The organism is Collimonas arenae, from assembly GCF_000786695.1.
GTDB classification, from domain to species: Bacteria; Pseudomonadota; Gammaproteobacteria; order Burkholderiales; family Burkholderiaceae_D; genus Collimonas; species Collimonas arenae_A.
Map to the genome: position 1 here is coordinate 3,077,850 of NZ_CP009962.1, position 18,908 is coordinate 3,096,757.

The window sequence follows — 18,908 nt, forward strand, 5'->3', positions numbered from 1 at the left end:
TTCAAAAAATCAGTCTACCTGGGCCAGACTCAAGTTCAACTGCGAACGCACTGCATCTTCGCTTTCAGGCTTCGGGTTGTTGCGGGCGAATTCGATACGATCGAGATAGTCGCGCGAAATGTCGCCGGTGATGTAGTTGCCGTCAAAGCAGGATGCCTCGAAATTCGTCAGCATTGGATTGACATCGGAAATCGAACGCTTGAGGGCGTCGATATCCTGGTACACCAGCGCATCGGCAGTGATTTCACGGCAGACTTCTTCGTCGCTGCGGCCGTAGGCGATCAGTTCGCCGCGGGTCGGCATGTCGATGCCGTAGACGTTCGGGAACTTGACCGGCGGCGCCGCCGAGGCGAATATCACACGCTTGGCGCCGGAATCACGCGCCATTTGCACGATCTCGCGGCTGGTGGTGCCACGCACGATCGAATCATCGACCAGCAACACGGTCTTGCCCTTGAACTCGGAACCGATCGCATTCAGTTTCTGGCGTACCGATTTCTTGCGGATCGCCTGCCCTGGCATCAGGAAGGTGCGACCGATGTAACGGTTCTTGATGAAGCCTTCGCGGTATTCGATATTCAGCTTGAGCGCCAACTGGATGGCGGCTGGACGCGACGAATCGGGAATTGGCATGACCACGTCGATGTCGCCGCTGGAAAATTCGCGCTTGATCTTGTCGGCCAGGTATTCGCCCATTTTCAGGCGAGTGGCGTAAACCGAAGCGCCATCGATGATCGAATCCGGACGAGCCAGGTAAACAAACTCAAACGCGCAAGGATTCAGGGTAGGATTTTCAGCGCACTGCTGGTTGTACATCTGGCCATCGATATCGATGAAAATCGCTTCGCCAGGCATCACATCGCGCAGGAAACGGAAACCCAGGCCTTCGAGCGCTACCGACTCGCTGGCGATGACGTATTCAGTACCCTTGTCGGTCTCGTTCAAGCCGATACACAGCGGCCGGATGCCGTACGGATCGCGGAAAGCCAGCAAACCATGGCCGGCAATCTGCGCCACCACGGCGTAAGAACCGCGCACCCGCCGGTGGACGTTGGCGACCGCCTTGAACAGCACGCTCGGATCGAGCGAATAGCCGATCGTGGCTTGCTGGATTTCATGGGCCAGGACGTTCAGCAGGACTTCGGTATCGGAATCGGTATTGATATGCCGGCGATCGTTCTTGAACATCTCGATCTTCAGCTGCTCGGCGTTGGTCAGATTGCCGTTGTGCGCCAGGATGATGCCGAACGGGGCATTGACGTAGAACGGTTGCGCCTCTTCCGCGCTGGCGGTGCCGGCGGTTGGATAACGCACCTGGCCGATGCCGAAATTGCCCGGCAAGGAACGCATGTTGCGGGTACGGAAGACATCGCGCACCAGGCCGTTGGCCTTGTGCATGAAAAATCCGTTGCCGTGATTGGTTGCGATCCCCGCTGCATCCTGACCACGATGTTGCAAAAGCAACAAGGCATCATAAATGAGTTGATTGGCGGGGTTCTGGGAAGCGATGCCGACTATGCCACACATGGTGGACTCCTAAACAATAAACAATCCGGTACAGCTCGATGGCGCTCGCGCAAACATGAGCGCAAGTCCATTACAGCAAATTCAAAACTTCAGATGACTCGCGAATTCCCCCGGCAAATAGGGGATAACGGTTCGCGCGGCGCTTTCCGCCAAAGGGCTCAGCATCGCATCTCGCCAGAAAGGCTGTTGCGGAATTGCCGTAGCACCACACACCAGAACCGCCGCCAGCACAAACAGCAGGCCGCGCGCCAAGCCGAAAAAAACACCAAGCCCATGATCCACAAGCCCCAGGCCGCTGGCCTTGATCACGGCATTGAGCGCCATGCTCAACAACATCATTAATAACCTTACGCCAATAAACAGCGCCAGGAAAGCCACGATTAAACGCGTTACATTTCCCGGAATTGCATCGGGCAGCAATTTTGCCAGATTTTCGCCATACATGTTGGCGATCACCAAGGCAATTACCCAGCTCGCCAATGACAGGATTTCCCTCACCAGACCACGCAAAGTGCCGATCACGACTGAGCAAATCAGCACAAACAGCACCAGATAATCGAAAATTGTCACGCGGCTTGTGGGTTTCTGATCAGTAATCTATATGGCGCACATGGGGCGAAAATCAAGCCGTGTCTACTTAACCTGGGATCAAACTGCCGTTAAGACCTAACTTAGCCAGCTTGGCACGCGTTTTTTCGGCATCTTCCTTGCTGCTGAACGGGCCGACGCGAATGCGGATACGCTCACCCGCCGAGGTCGGTACTTTTTGCGTATAGGAGCGAATGCCGGCTTCTTTCAGTTTGCCTTGCAATTCATCAACCTTATCCTGCGATGCCAGCGCAGCTACCTGCAGCACGAACTTGCCCGGCTTCTTTTCAGCCGCCGGAGCTGGGGCAGTATCACTGTGGCCATCCAGAATCGCCAGCGCACGCGCCGAGTCGTCGCTCTTGTCGGCGGCGGGAGCTGGTTCCGGCTTAGGTTTTGATTCAGCCTTAGGTTTGACTTCCGGCTTCGGCTTGGTTTCCGGTTTAGGTGTGACCGGTGTAGGCGCGGCTGACGAAGGTGCAACCGGCGTCACTGCAGCAACTGGAGGTGGCGTCGCAACGCTTGGCATTATCGGCGTTATGGCAGCAGGAGGTTTTTCAGCTGCAGCAGGTTTGCTTGCGGCTGGTGCGCTACTGGCGGTTGTCGATGGCTTGACTGGAGCCTGAGTGGCGGGTGCGCTACTCGCAGGATCGACTATTTCCTCTTGCTGATCCAGGCCACCGCTATTGACCGAGGCTGCCGCGCTGGCCTCAGGCTTATCGCGTGACGGGATTTGGATGGCAATATCTTCCGCCAATGGTTTCGGCTCGGAATCCAGGATCATCGGCAATACGATCACGACCGCCAGCACCAAGGCTACCGCCCCCACCAGACGGCGGCGAGCGCGTTTCTTTTCCGGCAAAACCGGATCTACTGCTTCGTTCTGTTGATTGGCCGCTTTGCTTGCCCTGGCTTTGCGAGCCCGTAAAGGCAACTCTGCCTGTTCGGCGTCAGGTCCGATTCCGGTATCGGCCTTGGAACGATAAACACCCTGGTCAGGGTCGGTTTGCTGCTTGTTTTTGCGAAGAAAAGAGAACAAACCCATGCGATATATTTAGCTAGCAAGTGAATAAGCGGAAATGCCGCCTGTCGGTCAATCGTCAGTGAAATCCAGACTTTCTGGCCGCCATTACGCCGGCAACAGTCAGGAACGACCCGAAAACCACAATTCTATCATTCTCGCCAGCCCTGCCTAAGGCATTTGCATAGGCTTCAGCAGGAGAATCGAAACAGGCGATGCTGGATTGCGCATCTGCCCCATCCTCTGGATGGACACCAGCCTCCAGCAAACGTTCTTTTATTTGCTCGCCGGTAGCCGAGCGCGGCAACGGCAAAGTGGTCAGGCACCAATGATCGATGCGGGTTTTTAGCTGCGCGACGATACCTTCAATGTCTTTATCCAACATGGCGCCAAACACTGCATAGGTGTACGGATGAAAACCCATGTTGTCGAGATTCTGCGCCAGCGTCGCAGCCGCGTGCGGATTGTGCGCCACATCCAGGATCACCAGCGGCTGGCCTGGCAACACCTGGAAACGGCCCGGCAGGTCCATCATGACAAAACCGCTGCGCACCTCCTGTGCGCTGACCGGCAATTCTTGTTTCAGCGCTTCCAGCGCCGCCAACGCCGCCGAGGCATTCAGCAACTGGTTGGCGCCACGCAAGCTCGGATAGCCAAGCGCATTACGGCGCTGGCCACGGCCGCCGTAGTTCCATTGCTGCTTGTCGCCGGTGTAATTGAAATCGCGACCCAGCAGCCAGAGGTCGGCGCCAATCGCGTTGGCATGGTCGATCAAGGATTGTGGCGGTACCGGATCGCTGCAAATAGCAGCCTTGCCGGGACGGAAAATGCCAGCCTTTTCAAAACCGATTTTCTCGCGGGTGTTGCCCAGGTATTCAATGTGGTCGATGTCGACGCTGGTGACGATGGAGACATCGGCATCGACAATGTTGACGGCATCCAGCCGCCCGCCGAGACCGACCTCCAGGATCACCACGTCGAGCTTGGCCTCGGCCAGCAAATGCATGATGGCCAGGGTGGTGAATTCAAAATAAGTCAGGGAAATATCGCCGCGCTGCGCTTCAACCGCTTCAAAACTGGCGATCAGGGCGGCGTCCGAAGCAGATTCACCGCCAATCCGGGCGCGCTCGTTGAAATCAAGGAAATGCGGCTTGATGTACAGACCTACCTTGTAGCCGGCGCGCAACAGAATCGACTCCAGCATGGCGCAAGTCGATCCCTTGCCGTTGGTGCCGGCCACCATAATGACGGGGCAGGTAAATTGCAGTTGTAGCCGCTCCTTTACCTGCACCACACGGTCCAGGCCCATGTCGATAGTTTTGAAATGACGCGACTCAAGCAGCGCGAGCCAATCGGAAAGCGTCACAGGCTTGGCGGAAATATTTGACATTTTTACATCCAACTAAAAACAAAAGGCCTGAACCGGCGACAGTTCAGGCCCTAGACCGGAATTCACATTACGCGATGGATTCGGCTGGCTGATCTTGCAACAACGCTAACAACCGCGCAATTTCTTCACGCATCTTGCGACGATCGACGATCATGTCGACGGCGCCCTTAGTAACCAGGAATTCAGCACGCTGGAAGCCTTCAGGCAGCTTCTCACGGACGGTGTTTTCAATCACGCGCGGACCGGCAAAACCGATCAACGCTTTCGGCTCGGCGATCACAACATCGCCCATGAAGGCGAAGGAAGCAGAAACGCCACCCATGGTCGGATCGGTCAAGACGCTGATGAACGGCAATTTCTTTTCCGACAACTTGGTGAGCATCGAAGTCGTCTTGGCCATTTGCATCAGGGACAGCAGGCCTTCTTGCATCCGCGCACCGCCTGTAGCGGTAATGCAGATAAATGGCACTTTTTGCTCCAGCGCGACCTGCGCACCGCGCACAAAACGTTCGCCGACTACCGAACCCATCGAACCACCCATGAATTCGAACTCAAACGCCGCCACGACTACCGGCAAGGTCATGATCGAACCGCCCAGCACAATCAGCGCGTCAGTTTCGCCGGTGGCGTCCATCGCTGCCTTGAGGCGATCAGGGTATTTTTTACTGTCTTTGAATTTGAGCGTGTCGATCGGCAATGTTTCCTGGCCGATCTCATAACGGCCGCCTGCATCCAGCAGCGCATCCAGGCGTTCCCGGGCGCGGATCCGCATGTGGTGATTGCACTTCGGGCAAACATGAATGTTTGACTCCAGATCGGTGCGATACAGCACTGCTTCGCATGACGGGCACTTTACCCACAGGCCTTCAGGGATGGACTTGCGGGTTGCCGAGTCACTGCGCTGAATACGTGGGGGTAGTAATTTTTCTAGCCAACTCATAGAGCGACCTCCTTCAGATTTTTTTCTTGCCGAATTTTACCTTTATCCCTGCATCAGCGAAATAGCTAATCAAAGATAGATTACATGCCATTAAGACATCAAACGACTTCGAAAATCATTCATCCAGCGCTTTTCTAATCCCGGACAGGAAGCTTTCCACTGCCGCTACAGACTGTTCCGGCGGCGTATTTTCCAATTCCTGGATAATCCGGCTACCGATGACAATCGCGTCCGACACTTGCGCTACCGCCTTCGCAGTCGCCGCATCCCGGATGCCGAAACCGACGCCAATTGGCAATTTAACATGCTTTCGGATCGCCGCTACACGGGCTGCAACCTCAGTGGTATCGATATTCGCCGCACCGGTCACACCTTTCAACGACACATAATACGTGAAACCGCTGCCGACCTTGGCCACTTGCTCGATCCGCTGCTCAGTCGATGTCGGCGCCAGCAGGAAAATCGGATCCATGCCGTTAGCCTGCATTTTTTTGGCAAATTCTTCGCATTCTTCGGGTGGATAGTCGACCACAATGCTACCGTCGACGCCAGCATCTTTCGCAGCAGAAATAAATGCATCGACGCCCATGCGTTCCAGCGGATTGGCGTAACCCATCAGCACCACCGGCGTCGTCGCATTGGTTTGACGGAACTCGCGGACATAACCCAATACGTCGTGCAAGCTGACGCCGAACTTTAGCGCACGTTCGCAAGCGCGCTGGATCACCGGTCCTTCGGCCATTGGATCAGAAAACGGCACCCCCAGTTCCAGGATATCGGCGCCGCCGCGGACCAGCGCATGCATCAGCGGCACGGTCAGCTCCGGCGCGGGATCGCCTGCGGTAATGAATGGGATCAGGCCTTTTTTATTACTGGCGGCAAGTGCGGCCAAGGTAGTCTGGATTCGGGACATAGGATCTATCGAAATGGGTAGCTTTGTGGTGGTTGCGTAATTTTTGCTGATCTGTAGCAGGTTTGACGCTGCGCTACGGACCAGCGAACCTGGTCTTGGACTAGGCCAGCTTCAAACGCTCGGCAACGGTATGCATGTCCTTGTCGCCGCGGCCGGACAAATTGGCCAGGATGATCTTATCCTTGGGCAAGGTCGCCGCCAGCCGGGCTGCATAAGCCAGGGCATGACTGGATTCCAGCGCAGGGATAATCCCTTCGATGCGGCAACAGGTATGGAAGGCCGCCAGCGCCTCATCGTCGGTCACTGTTTCGTAGGTAGCGCGACCGGAATCCTTAAGCCACGCGTGCTCGGGGCCTACTCCCGGATAATCCAGGCCGGCGGATACCGAGTGGGTTTCGATGATCTGGCCGTTTTCATCCTGCAGCAGATAGGTGCGATTGCCATGCAGTACACCTGGCGAACCCAAGGTCAGCGAGGCGGAATGCTTACCGCTAGCGAGCCCTTCGCCAGCCGCTTCAACACCGATCAGCGCAACATCGTGATGATCGATGTAAGGATAGAAAATTCCCATCGCATTGGAGCCGCCGCCAATGCAGGCAACCACGTAGTCTGGTTGGCGTCCGGTCATTTCTGGCATTTGCGTCAGGCATTCGTTGCCGATCACAGATTGGAAATCGCGCACCATCATCGGGTACGGATGCGGGCCAGCCACCGTACCGATGATGTAGAACGTATCTTCAACATTGGTAACCCAGTCGCGCATGGCTTCATTGAGCGCGTCTTTCAAGGTCTTGGAACCGGATTCGACCGGTACCACCTTGGCGCCCAGCAGGTTCATGCGGTAAACGTTCTGCATCTGCCGCTTGACGTCCTCGCTACCCATATAGACCACACATTCAAGGCCGAAACGGGCGCAAATGGTGGCGGTGGCGACGCCATGCTGGCCAGCGCCGGTTTCAGCGATGACGCGCGGTTTACCCATGCGCTTGGCCAGCAAGGCCTGGCCGATGACATTATTGATCTTGTGAGCGCCGGTGTGGTTCAAGTCTTCACGCTTGAAATAGATCTGCGCGCCGCCCATCTGCTCGGACCAGCGCTTGGCGTGATAAATCGGACTGGGACGCCCGACAAAATGCTTGAGTTCGTTATGGAATTCCGCGAGAAACTGGGGTTCGTTCTGGTATTTGGCGTAAGCCTGCTGCAACTCGCTCAGCGCCAGGGTCAGGGTTTCCGAAACAAAACTGCCACCATACATGCCAAAATGGCCCTTGGCGTCGGGTAAATTGTATTGTGCGCTCTGGCGCAAGTTGCTAGCGGCGAGCGGCTGGCGCTCGGCGTACTGCTCGAGTGGGGTGAGTTCTTTCATGGTGTATCTCTCTAGTGTGTCTACTGTGCTGGGGTCGCCGTCCGGGAGATGCAGCCAATTGCTATATCTCGCTCAAATCGGCATCCGCCTGCCGTATCGCGGCAATGAATGCGCGAATCTTGGCGGCGTCCTTAATGCCCTTGTCTTGCTCGACGCCACTGCTGACGTCGACCGCAAAGGGACGTACGCGCTTTACCGCGTCAGTCGCATTGTGCACGCTCAAGCCACCACTTAAAACGACCTGAGGCGCGAGTTCTTTTGGGATGAGAGACCAATCAAATACCTTTCCACTACCACCATAAGCTTCTACCAAGGCGTCCAGCAGCAACCCTGCATATAAACGGCTGCCACCATGGTAGGCCTGCGCATATTCTAACAAATCTGCAGCCAAGGTTGCAGTTCCGATGCGCATGGCGCGAATAAATGGACGGTGGACAGATTCCGCCAGCGCCGCGCTGTGCTGCACAGTCTCATCGCCATGGAATTGCAGCAAGGATACTGGAGCCTCGGCCACGATGTCTTGCAGTTGTGCCGGCTCGGCGTTGACGAACAACCCTACTGTGGTTATAAACGGCGGCACAGTAGCGATCAGGTTGGCCGCTTGCCTTGGCGTGACATAGCGTGGACTTTTGGGGTAGAAAACGAAACCCAGTGCATCTGCGCCTGCGGCAATAGCTGCCTGCACGTCCTGTTCACGCGTCAGACCGCAGATTTTGATTCTGGTGCGATGGCTCATGTGGCTGGTCTAATCGAATAAATATTAATAAGCGCAATGTATCATTTTGGCGGCATACCAAATTGACAGCCATTTCCCGCATTTACAGCCAAGGAAACAATCCCGTCGGCTGCTGTGGCAGTTGCCACTTCCGGTCGTAAGCCACTTGCGCCAGATATAAACCATCTGGCATGAAGGTCGGCGCCGCACGGCTCCGGTCACGCTGCAACAGCAGCTCGGCAATCCATTCCGGTGCTTTGCTGCCGTTACCGGCATAGATCAAGGAGCCGACAATATTGCGCACCATGTGATGCAGGAAAGCATTCGCGCGCAAAGTAAATACGATCAGGTCGCCACGCCGCTCTATACTGATCTGATCCATAGTGCGCACCGGCGATTTAGCCTGGCATTCGATGGCGCGGAACGCCGAAAAATCGTGCGTACCAATCAAATGCGCCGCAGCATGCTGCATCAGTTCGACATCAAGCGGACGAAATACCCACCCTGCCTTTCCTTGCAGCAGCGGCGAACGGACTGGATTGTTATATAACAGATAATGATAGGTTCTTGTCGTAGCGCTGAAGCGTGCGTGAAAATTATCCTGCTCTCCGCCTTCACCTGACACAGGCAGCTCATGCGCCCAGCGCACGGCGATGGATGGCGGCAAGAAGGCATTCAGGCCGCGCACCCAGGAAAATATCTCGCGAGACAAGTCTGTATCAAAATGCACGACTTGCTCTAGCGCATGCACGCCGGAGTCGGTGCGCCCGGCGCAAGTGGTGGCAACTGCCCCCATGGTGAATTTTTGCAAAGCAGCTTCCAGCCGGTCCTGCACTGTCTTGCCGCTGGGCTGGGTCTGCCATCCTTGCCAAGGTGTGCCGTCGTACTGCACGCCGAGAACGATACGTTTCAATCCAACTCCCGTTATTCCTGTTATTTCCGTTACAAAGACAAACGGGCGCTAGCATAACGCTGCGCCCGTCCTTTGGCAAAATGCTAAGGTGATTTTATCAGTGACTCGCTTCGTTCGTCAGGAAGCGAGTCAATGATTACAAGCAGTGATTACAACTTTGCAATCAACAACTTGGCTGCATCTACCTGTTCTGCACTACCGCCCTTCAATACTTCCTCCAGTAACTCGCGTGCACCTTCCTTGTCGCCAATTTCCTTGTAAGCGACAGCCAGGTCAAGCTTGGTCGCCATTTCAGGATTCGCACTTGCCGACGCCGCCGGCTCAGGCGCTGCGTGGACAGGTACATTAGCGGCTACATTAGCTGCTGCAGGAGCGTGTGCCTGGACTGCGCTGTCCAGATCCAGGTTCATCCCGGACAGATTGAATTCCAGCGGCGCCACCATTGGTTCAACATGCTGCGCATACGAAGGTGCCGCAGGTGCCTTGACCTCTGCCTTAGTTTCAAAAGGCAGGTCGATATGTGCATGGGCCGGCTCGTAGTTCGACGGCTGACCGCCGGCCGGGAAATCCAGCGAACCAAATGCAGTCACTGCTGGCGCAACCTTCTCTGCCGCCTTTGGCGCTGCCGTTGCAGCTGCTGCTGGAGCGGCGGCTTTATGATCCAGTTCGAAATCGAGCGAATCAAGCATCGACTTGCCGGCTTCGTGGACTGGCGACAACAATACCGTGTTCTGGTTGGCAGACGCCGTACCAAGTTCTTCCAGATCAAAATCCATATCCGCGATCTGCGCATTGGCGGCGGCATTGCCGTGTTTGCCCAGCTCATTGTCAGTCAGCGGCGCCAGCAATTCTGTCGGTGCGGTATGCACCAGTTCAGGAATCGGCGCAACTTGCGGCTGGGTCGGCGCCGTCAGCGAATTGAAGTCCAAAGCATCCATAGGCTGGGTAGGCGCTGTGATCGCGTCTGCCTTGGCGATCACTTGATCCTGCAGCTTGCCGCCACCGTATAGCGGATTGGCAGGGTCGACGCCCAAGCCAAGCGCTGCCGCTTGCTGCCAGTCTTCACCTTCGCCGCGAGTCAGGCTGTACAACTCGCTTGCCAGGATCTCAAACGAGCGTGGATCCTTGCGATTGGCATAGATCTCCAGCAGCTTGACGCGAATCGCATTGCGGCTAGGCTGGTTGCGCAAGGCTTCCTTCAGGATCTCTTCGGCCTGCGCATCCCTTCCGTAGGCGATGTACACGTCCGCCTCGGCGACCGGATCGACATTGGTATCGAGATGACTGACCGATGGCACGAAATTCGAATTAAAAATGCTGTTCTTGGTGTCAACGCTCTGGCCGCCTGTCGAACCAAACAGCGAATTGCCCTTCAGTCCCGAATTTGTCATCGGCGCACCGCTGCTATCCAGGAAAGCTTGCTGGCGCGCGCGGTTGCGGCGATAGCGGAACAATCCGAGACCAGCCAGCAAAGCCACCAGAATGCCGCCAACCGGCAACAACAACGGATTCTCGGTCAGGCTCGCCAAAAGGCCTGGCTCTGGCGGCGGAGGCGCAGCCACTTTCGGTTTAACCACAGGCTTGGATGCGTCGGCTATTGGCGTCGCAGGCGCAGCGGCGACAGCATCAGTCGCTGCCGCTGAAGCTGCCGGAGCCGCGGCGGCGCCGGTGGCTACGATAGCTGCACCGCCAGCTGCTGTAGCATCTGCCGCCTCAACCTTGGCAGGGGTTACCACTGGCGCAGTTGCGGCTGGAGCTGCTGCCGGGGCTGGGACCTGGGTAGCCGGGACCGCTGGCGTAGCGGCGGCTGGCGCAGCAGGCTTCACATTGGCGGCCTGGTTCTGCAGATCAGCCAGATTCTTGTTCTTCAGTTCCAGCGTCTTTTGCAGATCGCTGACATTTTTTTCCAATTCCTTGACGCGTGCTTCTGCTTCAGCCGCAGCTTTTTCACGCGCGATCTTTTCTTCAGTTGCCGCGGTAGCCGCTGCCTTGGCATCGGCAGCACCGGCCGCAGCAGCGCCGCGTGACAACTTCAGCTTGTCTTTGGATTCGCTGGCGGGCGTGGCTTGCTCTTCCACCTTGGCAGTAATCTTGCCGCCGCTGCTTTGGCGGGATTCAGCAGCTACAGCCGGTGCAGCGGACTCAACCAGCCCCGCCAGCTTATTGCGATAGCTCTTGAAATCGCTCGACTGAGCCAGCACAACGCTCTTGGCTTCCGATTTGCTGACGCTGCCCGCACTGGCGGCATCTGGAATTGACAGGATCTGACCGGAACGCAAGCGATTCATGTTCTTACCAACGAACGCACCTTCGTTGCTGCGGTACAGCGCCACCAGCATCTGGTCCAGCGAAATGCCTGCAGGCAGGTTTTCGCTGGCGATACGGGCCAGCGTGTCGCCCTTCTTGACATGATAATCGCCACCAGAAGACGCCGTTGCCGGAGCAGCTGGCGCGGCCTTGCCAGTGTTGCCGGAATTACTTGTGCTGCTGGACTTGCCGGCCGGTGCGCCGTTCGAGCCACTGGCAACTGCCCTGGCTGCTGCGGCGCGCGTGGCGTCTGAAATCGTCGAACCGGGTGTTACCGACGACTGCGACTGCGCAGTCTGGCCCTGGCTTGGCGCCAAACGGGCGACAGGTGCGGCGGCAGCGCCACGTGCCGGCGCAGGCGCCGCCATCTGGGCCGGCTGTGCTTGGCGCTGGCCGGCTGGATCCAGCAACAAGGTGTATTCACGCACCAGGTGCGATTTGGTGCCGCCGAGTTCCATCAGCATGTCGACAAACGGCTCATTGATCGGCTGGGTCGACGTCACCCGTACAAAACGGCGATCGCCGCGCTGGTCAATTGCAAATTGCAAGGACAACAAAGCCGGATTGAAATCGATATTCGCTTTTTGATAAGTCTCCGGGCTAGCCAGTTTGGCGACCAGTCCGCCCGCTTCGTCCGAACTCACCGAAGTAAGTTCAATTTCTGCACGTAACGGTTGCCCCAGCGAGGACAGCACGGTTAATTTACCCAGTCCGGCTGCCTCGACATTCGACACCATCAGCAAGGTAGAAACCACAGCCGCGGTGAGGGTCTTTAAACCGGTGGAAATAAATTTATTCGATGAATTCAGGTGCATGTTGTGTGGCATGAAGGACTATCCGTTGGCGTATAAGGAAACAAATCTTGCTGAAAGCAAATACTGTACCCAGTTTTTTTAAAAATCAATATGCAGATTGACATGCAAGCTTAAGAATTCGCGATAAACATGATCAATTAGCAATAAATACCAGTATATGCAACCAATAAATACCGCTAGATACATCAAGCCCGCTAAGACTTTCTTTAGGAAAATAATTAGCGGGCTTTATTGCAAGTCGGCAACAATATCACAACTGCCGCAACAAGTCAGGCTATCAGTTATCCAGAACGATCCGCAACATGCGGCGCAACGGTTCCGCAGCGCCCCACAATAGCTGGTCGCCAACGGTAAATGCTGACAAATAATCGCCACCCATCTGCAATTTACGCAGACGACCGACAGGAATTGTCAGGCTACCGGTTACGGCCGCAGGCGTCAGATCGTGCATTGATGACTCTTTGTCATTAGGCACCACCTTCACCCACTGGTTATTGCTGGCGATGATGTCATTGATTTCATCCAGCGGCACATCTTTTTTCAGCTTGATGGTCAATGCTTGCGAGTGGCAGCGCATCGCGCCGATACGAATACACAGGCCATCCACCGGGATTACCTTGCCGCCATTGCTGAAACCATCGCCACGGCCGAGGATCTTGTTGGTTTCCGCGCCGGCCTTCCATTCTTCCTTCGACATGCCGTCGCCCAAATCCTTGTCGATCCACGGAATCAGGTTACCGCCCAGCGGGACGCCGAATTGCTTGATTTCGTCCGCAGCCATCGAACGCTGCTTGCCCAACACCTTGCGGTCGATTTCCAGAATCGCTGATTTCGGATCATCCAACAGCGCCTTGACTTCAGCGTTGATCGAGCCGAACTGCGTCAACAGCTCGCGCATGTGTTGCGCACCGCCGCCGGAAGCCGCCTGGTAAGTCATGGAAGTCATCCATTCGATCAGGTCGTGCTGGAACAAGCCGCCGAGACCCATCATCATGCACGATACGGTGCAATTGCCACCGATGTAGTTCTTGACGCCGCGCTTGAGGCCATCCTTGATGACATCCAGGTTGACTGGGTCCAGCACAATGATGGCGTCATCCTTCATGCGCAGGGTCGATGCCGCGTCAATCCAGTAACCATTCCAGCCGGCTGCGCGCAGCTGCGGGAAAATCTCGCTGGTGTAGTCGCCGCCTTGGCAGGTAATAATGATGTCGCATTTTTTCAAAGCTTCAATATCGCTGGCGTCTTTTAACGTTGTTTCGTTTTTTGCCAGTGCCGGGGCTTTACCACCGGCATTTGAAGTTGAGAAAAATACCGGTTCGATATGGACGAAATCGCCCTCTTCCTGCATACGCTGCAACAAGACCGAACCCACCATGCCACGCCAACCGACTAAACCAACCAGTTTCATTATTATTCCCCACAATAAACGGGAAAATTCCCGCACTCCACACGCACTTCACATATCGGCAAATTCACCTGCCAAATTCTTTACCCTAGAGCCTTGACTACCGCCGCGCCCATTTCCTTAGTGCTGACCTTGGTCGTACCTGCCTCATAAATATCCGCAGTGCGCAAACCTTGCGCCAATACTTTCTTGACCGCATTTTCGACGCGGTCGGCCTGCTCCGCCTTGTTCAGCGAGAAGCGCAACATCATGGCGGCCGACAAAATGGTCGCCAGCGGATTGGCGATGCCCTTGCCTGCGATATCCGGCGCAGAACCGTGCGACGGTTCGTACAGACCTTTGTTGTTGGCATCCAGCGAAGCCGACGGCAGCATGCCGATCGAGCCGGTCAGCATCGCAGCCTGATCCGACAAGATGTCGCCAAACATGTTGCCGGTAACAACAACGTCGAATTTCTTCGGCGCGCGCACCAGCTGCATCGCGGCGTTATCGATATACATGTGGTCCAGCGCAACGTCAGGATATTCCTTGTGAACATCGGTGACGATGTCTCTCCAGAACTGGAAAGTCTCCAGCACATTGGCCTTGTCGACGCTGGTCAGACGCTTGTCGCGCTTTTGCGCAGCCTGGAACGCCACATGTGCGACACGGCGAATTTCGGATTCGGCGTAGCGCATAGTGTCGAAACCTTCGCGCTCCCCCTTGAAAGCGCCGTCCGGTGCCGTGCGGACGCCTCGCGGCTGGCCGAAATAAACGTCGCCGGTGAGTTCGCGGACTAGCAGGATATCAAGACCGGAAACCACTTCCGGCTTCAGCGTCGAAGCACCGGCCAGTTCCGGATACAGGATCGCCGGACGCAGATTCGCGAACAGACCGAGATTCTTGCGCAAGCCCAGGATCGCCTGCTCAGGACGGAGCGAACGCTCCAGCGTATCGTATTGCCAATCGCCAACTGCGCCGAACAAAATAGCGTCGGCTTCCTTTGCCAGCTTCAGGGTGCCATCAGGCAACGGATGACCATGTGCAGCATAGCCCGCGCCGCCAACCGCTGCGGTTTCCATTTCAAACTGTTCGCCAAGCACGTTCAATACATTGACCGCTTGCTCAACGATTTCCGGACCGATGCCATCACCTGGCAAAATTGCTATTTTCATTTTTTCCTGGATTTGAATGATTCAAAAATATCGCATGTTGGCCAAGCTTCAGCCTACTAAATGGTATTGCTCAACCAAGGCTGGGCAAACAGATGGCGCTCTTCGAAGTCGCGAATCTTGTCCGACTGCCGCAAAGTGAGGCCGATATCGTCAAGCCCGTTCAGCAGACAGTATTTACGGAATTCGCCGACTTCAAACGGGAAAGCCACATTGCCGTTAGCGGTGCTGACCAGTTGCTTTTCCAGGTCGATAATGAGCTTATAACCTGGGAAAGCCTTGACTTCGTCAAACAAGCGGTCGATCTGCGCCTCTGGCAGCACGATCGGCAGCAAACCGTTCTTGAAGCAGTTATTGAAAAAGATATCGGCGAAACTTGGGGCGATAACAGCCCGGAAGCCATACTGATCCAGTGCCCAGGGTGCGTGCTCCCGCGACGAACCGCAACCGAAATTCTTGCGGGTCAGCAGGATTGAAGCACCTTGATAACGCTGCTGGTTCAGAACGAAATCCGAGTTCAGCGGACGCCGCGAATTGTCCATGCCCGGCTCGCCGTGATCCAGATAGCGCCATTCGTCGAACAGATTGGGACCGAAACCTGTACGCTGGATCGACTTCAGGAACTGCTTGGGGATAATGGCATCGGTATCGACGTTAGCGCGATCCAGCGGCGCCACCAAGCCGTCCAGCACAGTAAATTTATTCATACATTCATTCCAATAATGGTGCGGCGCCCGGGAGCACCGTCAAATGCGGCAATTACTTGCCTTGAATCTTTTCGCCGACGTGTTCCACATCCTTGCCAAAGCCGTGGAAAGTATTGCAGGCACTCAGCACATAAACACTAGTCATCAACACACACAGGGTGACTAATTTCTTCATCATTCTTTTATCCTTCTGTCTTTATTTATAGCGCACTTTATAACGCACGAACGTCGACGAAATGGCCAGCGATGCCCGCCGCTGCCGCCATCGCCGGGCTGACCAGATGGGTGCGTCCGCCCGCACCTTGCCGGCCTTCGAAATTACGGTTTGACGTGGAGGCGCAGCGCTCGCCCGGCTCCAACCGGTCGGCGTTCATCGCCAGGCACATCGAACAGCCAGGCTCGCGCCATTCGAATCCTGCATCCTTGAAAATCTTGTCCAGGCCTTCACGCTCAGCCTGTTCTTTGACCAGACCGGAACCCGGCACTACCATCGCCAGCTTGACATTGGAAGCACGGAATTTGCCACGCACCACCGCAGCTGCGGCCCGCAAATCCTCAATCCGCGAGTTGGTGCAGGAACCGATGAATACTTTGTCGATGCGAATATCTTCAATGGCGGTATTCGGTTTCAACGCCATATATGCCAGTGCCTTTTCCATGCCGTCGCGCTTGGTCGGATCTTTTTCCTTGTCGGGATCCGGAATGCGGCCATCCACCGCGACCACCATTTCAGGCGACGTGCCCCAAGTCACTTGCGGCTTGATATCAGCGGCGCTCAGGGTCACCACCATGTCGAACTTGGCGCCGGGATCGGAATGCAAGGTACGCCAGTAAGTCAAGGCGCGGTCCCAGTGTGGTCCGACCGGCGAGAACGGCCGGCCCTTGACATAGTTGACCGTGGTGTCGTCGACCGCAATCATGCCGGCGCGAGCGCCGGCTTCAATCGCCATGTTGCAGACTGTCATGCGGCCTTCCATCGACAACGCGCGGATCGCCGTGCCGGCAAATTCAATCGCATAGCCGGTGCCCCCGGCGGTGCCGATACGACCGATCACGGCCAGCACAATGTCTTTTGCCGTGACGCCGTCAGGAATCGCGCCATCGACTTGCACCAACATCGATTTGGACTTCTTTGTCAGCAAAGTTTGCGTAGCCAGCACATGTTCGACTTCCGATGTGCCGATACCGTGCGCCAGACAGCCGAAAGCGCCATGGGTGGAAGTATGGGAATCGCCGCAGACTACAGTCATGCCCGGCAGAGTGGCGCCCTGCTCCGGCCCGATCACATGGACGATGCCTTGGCGATGGTCGTTCATGCCGAAATAGGTCAGGCCATAGGTTTTGGCGTTGGCGTCCAGCGTTTCGACCTGCAAGCGCGATATCGGATCGGCAATGCCATCGACGCGACCGGTAGTCGGTACGTTGTGATCAGCCACCATCAGGTTGGCCGGCAACCGCCATGGCTTGCGTCCGGCCAGTTTCAGTCCTTCGAATGCCTGAGGGCTGGTGACCTCATGCAAAAGATGTCGATCGATATACAAAATCGCCGTGCCATCCTGTTCGGTATGGACAACGTGGGATTCCCAGAGTTTGTCGTAGAGCGTTTTAAGCATGATTGAGCGTGACCCAGGGCGGCTTGGAGACCGCGCAAAACAGTGAATTTAGCTCTTGATTATGCCATAGAAGCAGCCCACAAATACTCTAGAAAATCGTGAAAATCACATACTTGGCCCGAGATTGTTGCTTATATTCACGTATTTGCTCCGCCCGAAGCGCCAAACCGGAAATTATTTATCTCCTTATTTATGCCCTTGCTTACCTTATTAGCCAGCCAGTTGCTTAACCATTCATTCGTTAGATTTAGCACGCAGATAATTCGATAGATTGAGCTTACCGGTCGCCAAGGCCGTTCCAAGCAAGATGATCAGGCAACCAAAAACCATGCCGAGCGTCACCTGTTCTTTCAAGAAAATGGCGCCCCAAATTACCCCGAAGATCGGAATCAGAAAGGTTACCGAGGCAGCGTAGGCCGAGCCGACGCGATCCAGCAGGCGATAGAAAATCACGTAAGCGACACCGGTGCATAGCACGCCCAGAGCCAGCACCGAGTACCAGGCCGTACTGGAAACCGCCGCAGCCGGCCAGTAAATCAATGCCAGCGGCAACAGCACCAGGGTCGCAGCCAACTGGCTACCGCAAGCCACTACAAATGGCGGCACACCGGCCAGACGGGTTTTCGAATAGTTGATGGCAAAACCGTAGGACAACGTGGCCAGCAACACTGCTGCTGTCGCTAGCCAGACGCCAGGCTGGCCTTCGCCGATCTTATCCCACACCAGCACAACCACGCCCACCATGCCGACCAACATGCCGATCACTTGCGGCCGGCTCATCGGCGACTTCAGCCACACGAATGCAATCAAGCCGGTCCACAAAGGCACGGTGGCATTCAAGACCGCATCGAAACCGGCATTCACGTACAAGGTTGAATAGGCAAACAAGGAAAACGGCAAGGCTGAATTGGTGACGCCGACCACCAGCATCGGCCACAACTTGCTACGTAAATGATTGCGGGCCACGGCGGAACGCAATACCGGAAACAACACCAGTGCAGCGATACCGACGCGCAAGGCTATCAACGGTACAGGCCCGAACTCTGGCGCGCCGATGCGCATGAAAAGAAACGATGCGCCCCAAATGGCCGCGAGAGAAAACAGTTCTGCAAGATTCATGACAGGCTTTTCGATTGAGATGGGACGGCGCAAATGCATCTGGCCGCAAGATGCGAATTAGCATGCGGCAATATAGCCGATTATCGCGGTCGCGTAAAAAACTCACGTTTTTAATACCCACATCGCACAACGAGAAACCTCCGAAACACATTGGAGCAGCGCACAATTTTCCATGCAAAACTCGCTCACCCATCAACGACCCATACGCAATTTCAGCGAGGAAATATGAAATACGCGTGAAAGGTTTGGCGCCTTGTCAAAAACGGACATCACGTTTTCGGGACAGTTTTTCCGTACGCCATCATTTGCAGCAACGCTATTTCGCACGTCAAGAATGACGTGGATTTTTTATATTTTTTTGTTAGCGCTCACATGATGCAGCACGGAAAAACACTATCCATATCGGCCAACTTATCTG

Annotated in this window: 16 protein-coding genes; all 16 read right to left on the reverse strand. The window is 55.7% G+C overall.

Features of this window, described 5'->3' with window-relative positions; genetic code table 11:
- Positions 1–9: 9 nt before the first annotated feature.
- The 16 genes from purF to LT85_RS13655 all read right to left on the reverse strand — a co-directional run bounded on the left by purF (position 10) and on the right by LT85_RS13655 (position 18,490).
- Positions 10–1,527, reverse strand: coding sequence for an amidophosphoribosyltransferase (gene purF / locus LT85_RS13585; protein ID WP_038489581.1), 1,518 nt, complete (start codon positions 1,525–1,527; stop codon positions 10–12).
- Between the two features lie 81 nt (positions 1,528–1,608).
- Entirely contained in the window at positions 1,609–2,097 is a 489-nt protein-coding gene (locus LT85_RS13590) for a CvpA family protein (RefSeq protein WP_038489584.1), read from the reverse strand.
- A 67-nt stretch (positions 2,098–2,164) separates the two neighbouring features.
- Positions 2,165–3,157 (reverse strand): SPOR domain-containing protein, encoded by a 993-nt coding sequence (locus LT85_RS13595; RefSeq protein WP_038489587.1) that lies wholly within the window; start codon positions 3,155–3,157, stop codon positions 2,165–2,167.
- 55 nt (positions 3,158–3,212) lie between these two features.
- On the reverse strand, positions 3,213–4,523 hold the full coding sequence (folC, locus tag LT85_RS13600) for a bifunctional tetrahydrofolate synthase/dihydrofolate synthase (protein WP_038489589.1): 1,311 nt from the start codon (positions 4,521–4,523) through the stop codon (positions 3,213–3,215).
- Positions 4,524–4,590: 67 nt separating this feature from the next.
- Positions 4,591–5,463: an acetyl-CoA carboxylase, carboxyltransferase subunit beta gene (accD, locus tag LT85_RS13605; RefSeq protein WP_038489592.1), complete on the reverse strand. Its 873-nt coding sequence runs from the start codon at positions 5,461–5,463 to the stop codon at positions 4,591–4,593.
- Between the two features lie 115 nt (positions 5,464–5,578).
- The gene (gene trpA / locus LT85_RS13610) at positions 5,579–6,376 is read right to left on the reverse strand and encodes a tryptophan synthase subunit alpha (RefSeq protein ID WP_038489595.1); all 798 of its coding nucleotides are present in this window, start codon (positions 6,374–6,376) and stop codon (positions 5,579–5,581) included.
- A gap of 100 nt (positions 6,377–6,476) precedes the next feature.
- Positions 6,477–7,742, reverse strand: a complete 1,266-nt coding sequence (gene trpB / locus LT85_RS13615; protein WP_038489599.1) for a tryptophan synthase subunit beta — start codon at positions 7,740–7,742, stop codon at positions 6,477–6,479.
- Between the two features lie 61 nt (positions 7,743–7,803).
- Positions 7,804–8,478, reverse strand: coding sequence for a phosphoribosylanthranilate isomerase (locus tag LT85_RS13620; protein WP_038489602.1), 675 nt, complete (start codon positions 8,476–8,478; stop codon positions 7,804–7,806).
- An 82-nt stretch (positions 8,479–8,560) separates the two neighbouring features.
- Positions 8,561–9,370 (reverse strand): tRNA pseudouridine(38-40) synthase TruA, encoded by an 810-nt coding sequence (gene truA, locus LT85_RS13625; protein ID WP_038489604.1) that lies wholly within the window; start codon positions 9,368–9,370, stop codon positions 8,561–8,563.
- A 149-nt stretch (positions 9,371–9,519) separates the two neighbouring features.
- The gene (locus LT85_RS13630; protein WP_038489606.1) at positions 9,520–12,504 is read right to left on the reverse strand and encodes a FimV/HubP family polar landmark protein; all 2,985 of its coding nucleotides are present in this window, start codon (positions 12,502–12,504) and stop codon (positions 9,520–9,522) included.
- Positions 12,505–12,769: 265 nt separating this feature from the next.
- Positions 12,770–13,903 carry an aspartate-semialdehyde dehydrogenase gene (asd, locus tag LT85_RS13635; RefSeq protein ID WP_038489609.1) on the reverse strand — a complete coding sequence of 378 codons (1,134 nt, stop codon included), beginning with the start codon at positions 13,901–13,903 and terminating at the stop codon, positions 12,770–12,772.
- Positions 13,904–13,983: 80 nt separating this feature from the next.
- Positions 13,984–15,054, reverse strand: a complete 1,071-nt coding sequence (leuB, locus tag LT85_RS13640) for a 3-isopropylmalate dehydrogenase (protein ID WP_038489611.1) — start codon at positions 15,052–15,054, stop codon at positions 13,984–13,986.
- A gap of 56 nt (positions 15,055–15,110) precedes the next feature.
- Positions 15,111–15,758, reverse strand: a complete 648-nt coding sequence (gene leuD / locus LT85_RS13645) for a 3-isopropylmalate dehydratase small subunit (RefSeq protein ID WP_038489614.1) — start codon at positions 15,756–15,758, stop codon at positions 15,111–15,113.
- A gap of 52 nt (positions 15,759–15,810) precedes the next feature.
- Positions 15,811–15,936, reverse strand: coding sequence for an entericidin A/B family lipoprotein (locus LT85_RS25435; protein WP_367379769.1), 126 nt, complete (start codon positions 15,934–15,936; stop codon positions 15,811–15,813).
- 34 nt (positions 15,937–15,970) lie between these two features.
- Complete coding sequence (leuC, locus tag LT85_RS13650) at positions 15,971–17,371, reverse strand: 3-isopropylmalate dehydratase large subunit (RefSeq protein ID WP_038489617.1); 1,401 nt, start codon at positions 17,369–17,371, stop codon at positions 15,971–15,973.
- Between the two features lie 234 nt (positions 17,372–17,605).
- Positions 17,606–18,490 carry a DMT family transporter gene (locus LT85_RS13655; RefSeq protein WP_038496175.1) on the reverse strand — a complete coding sequence of 295 codons (885 nt, stop codon included), beginning with the start codon at positions 18,488–18,490 and terminating at the stop codon, positions 17,606–17,608.
- Positions 18,491–18,908: the final 418 nt, after the last annotated feature.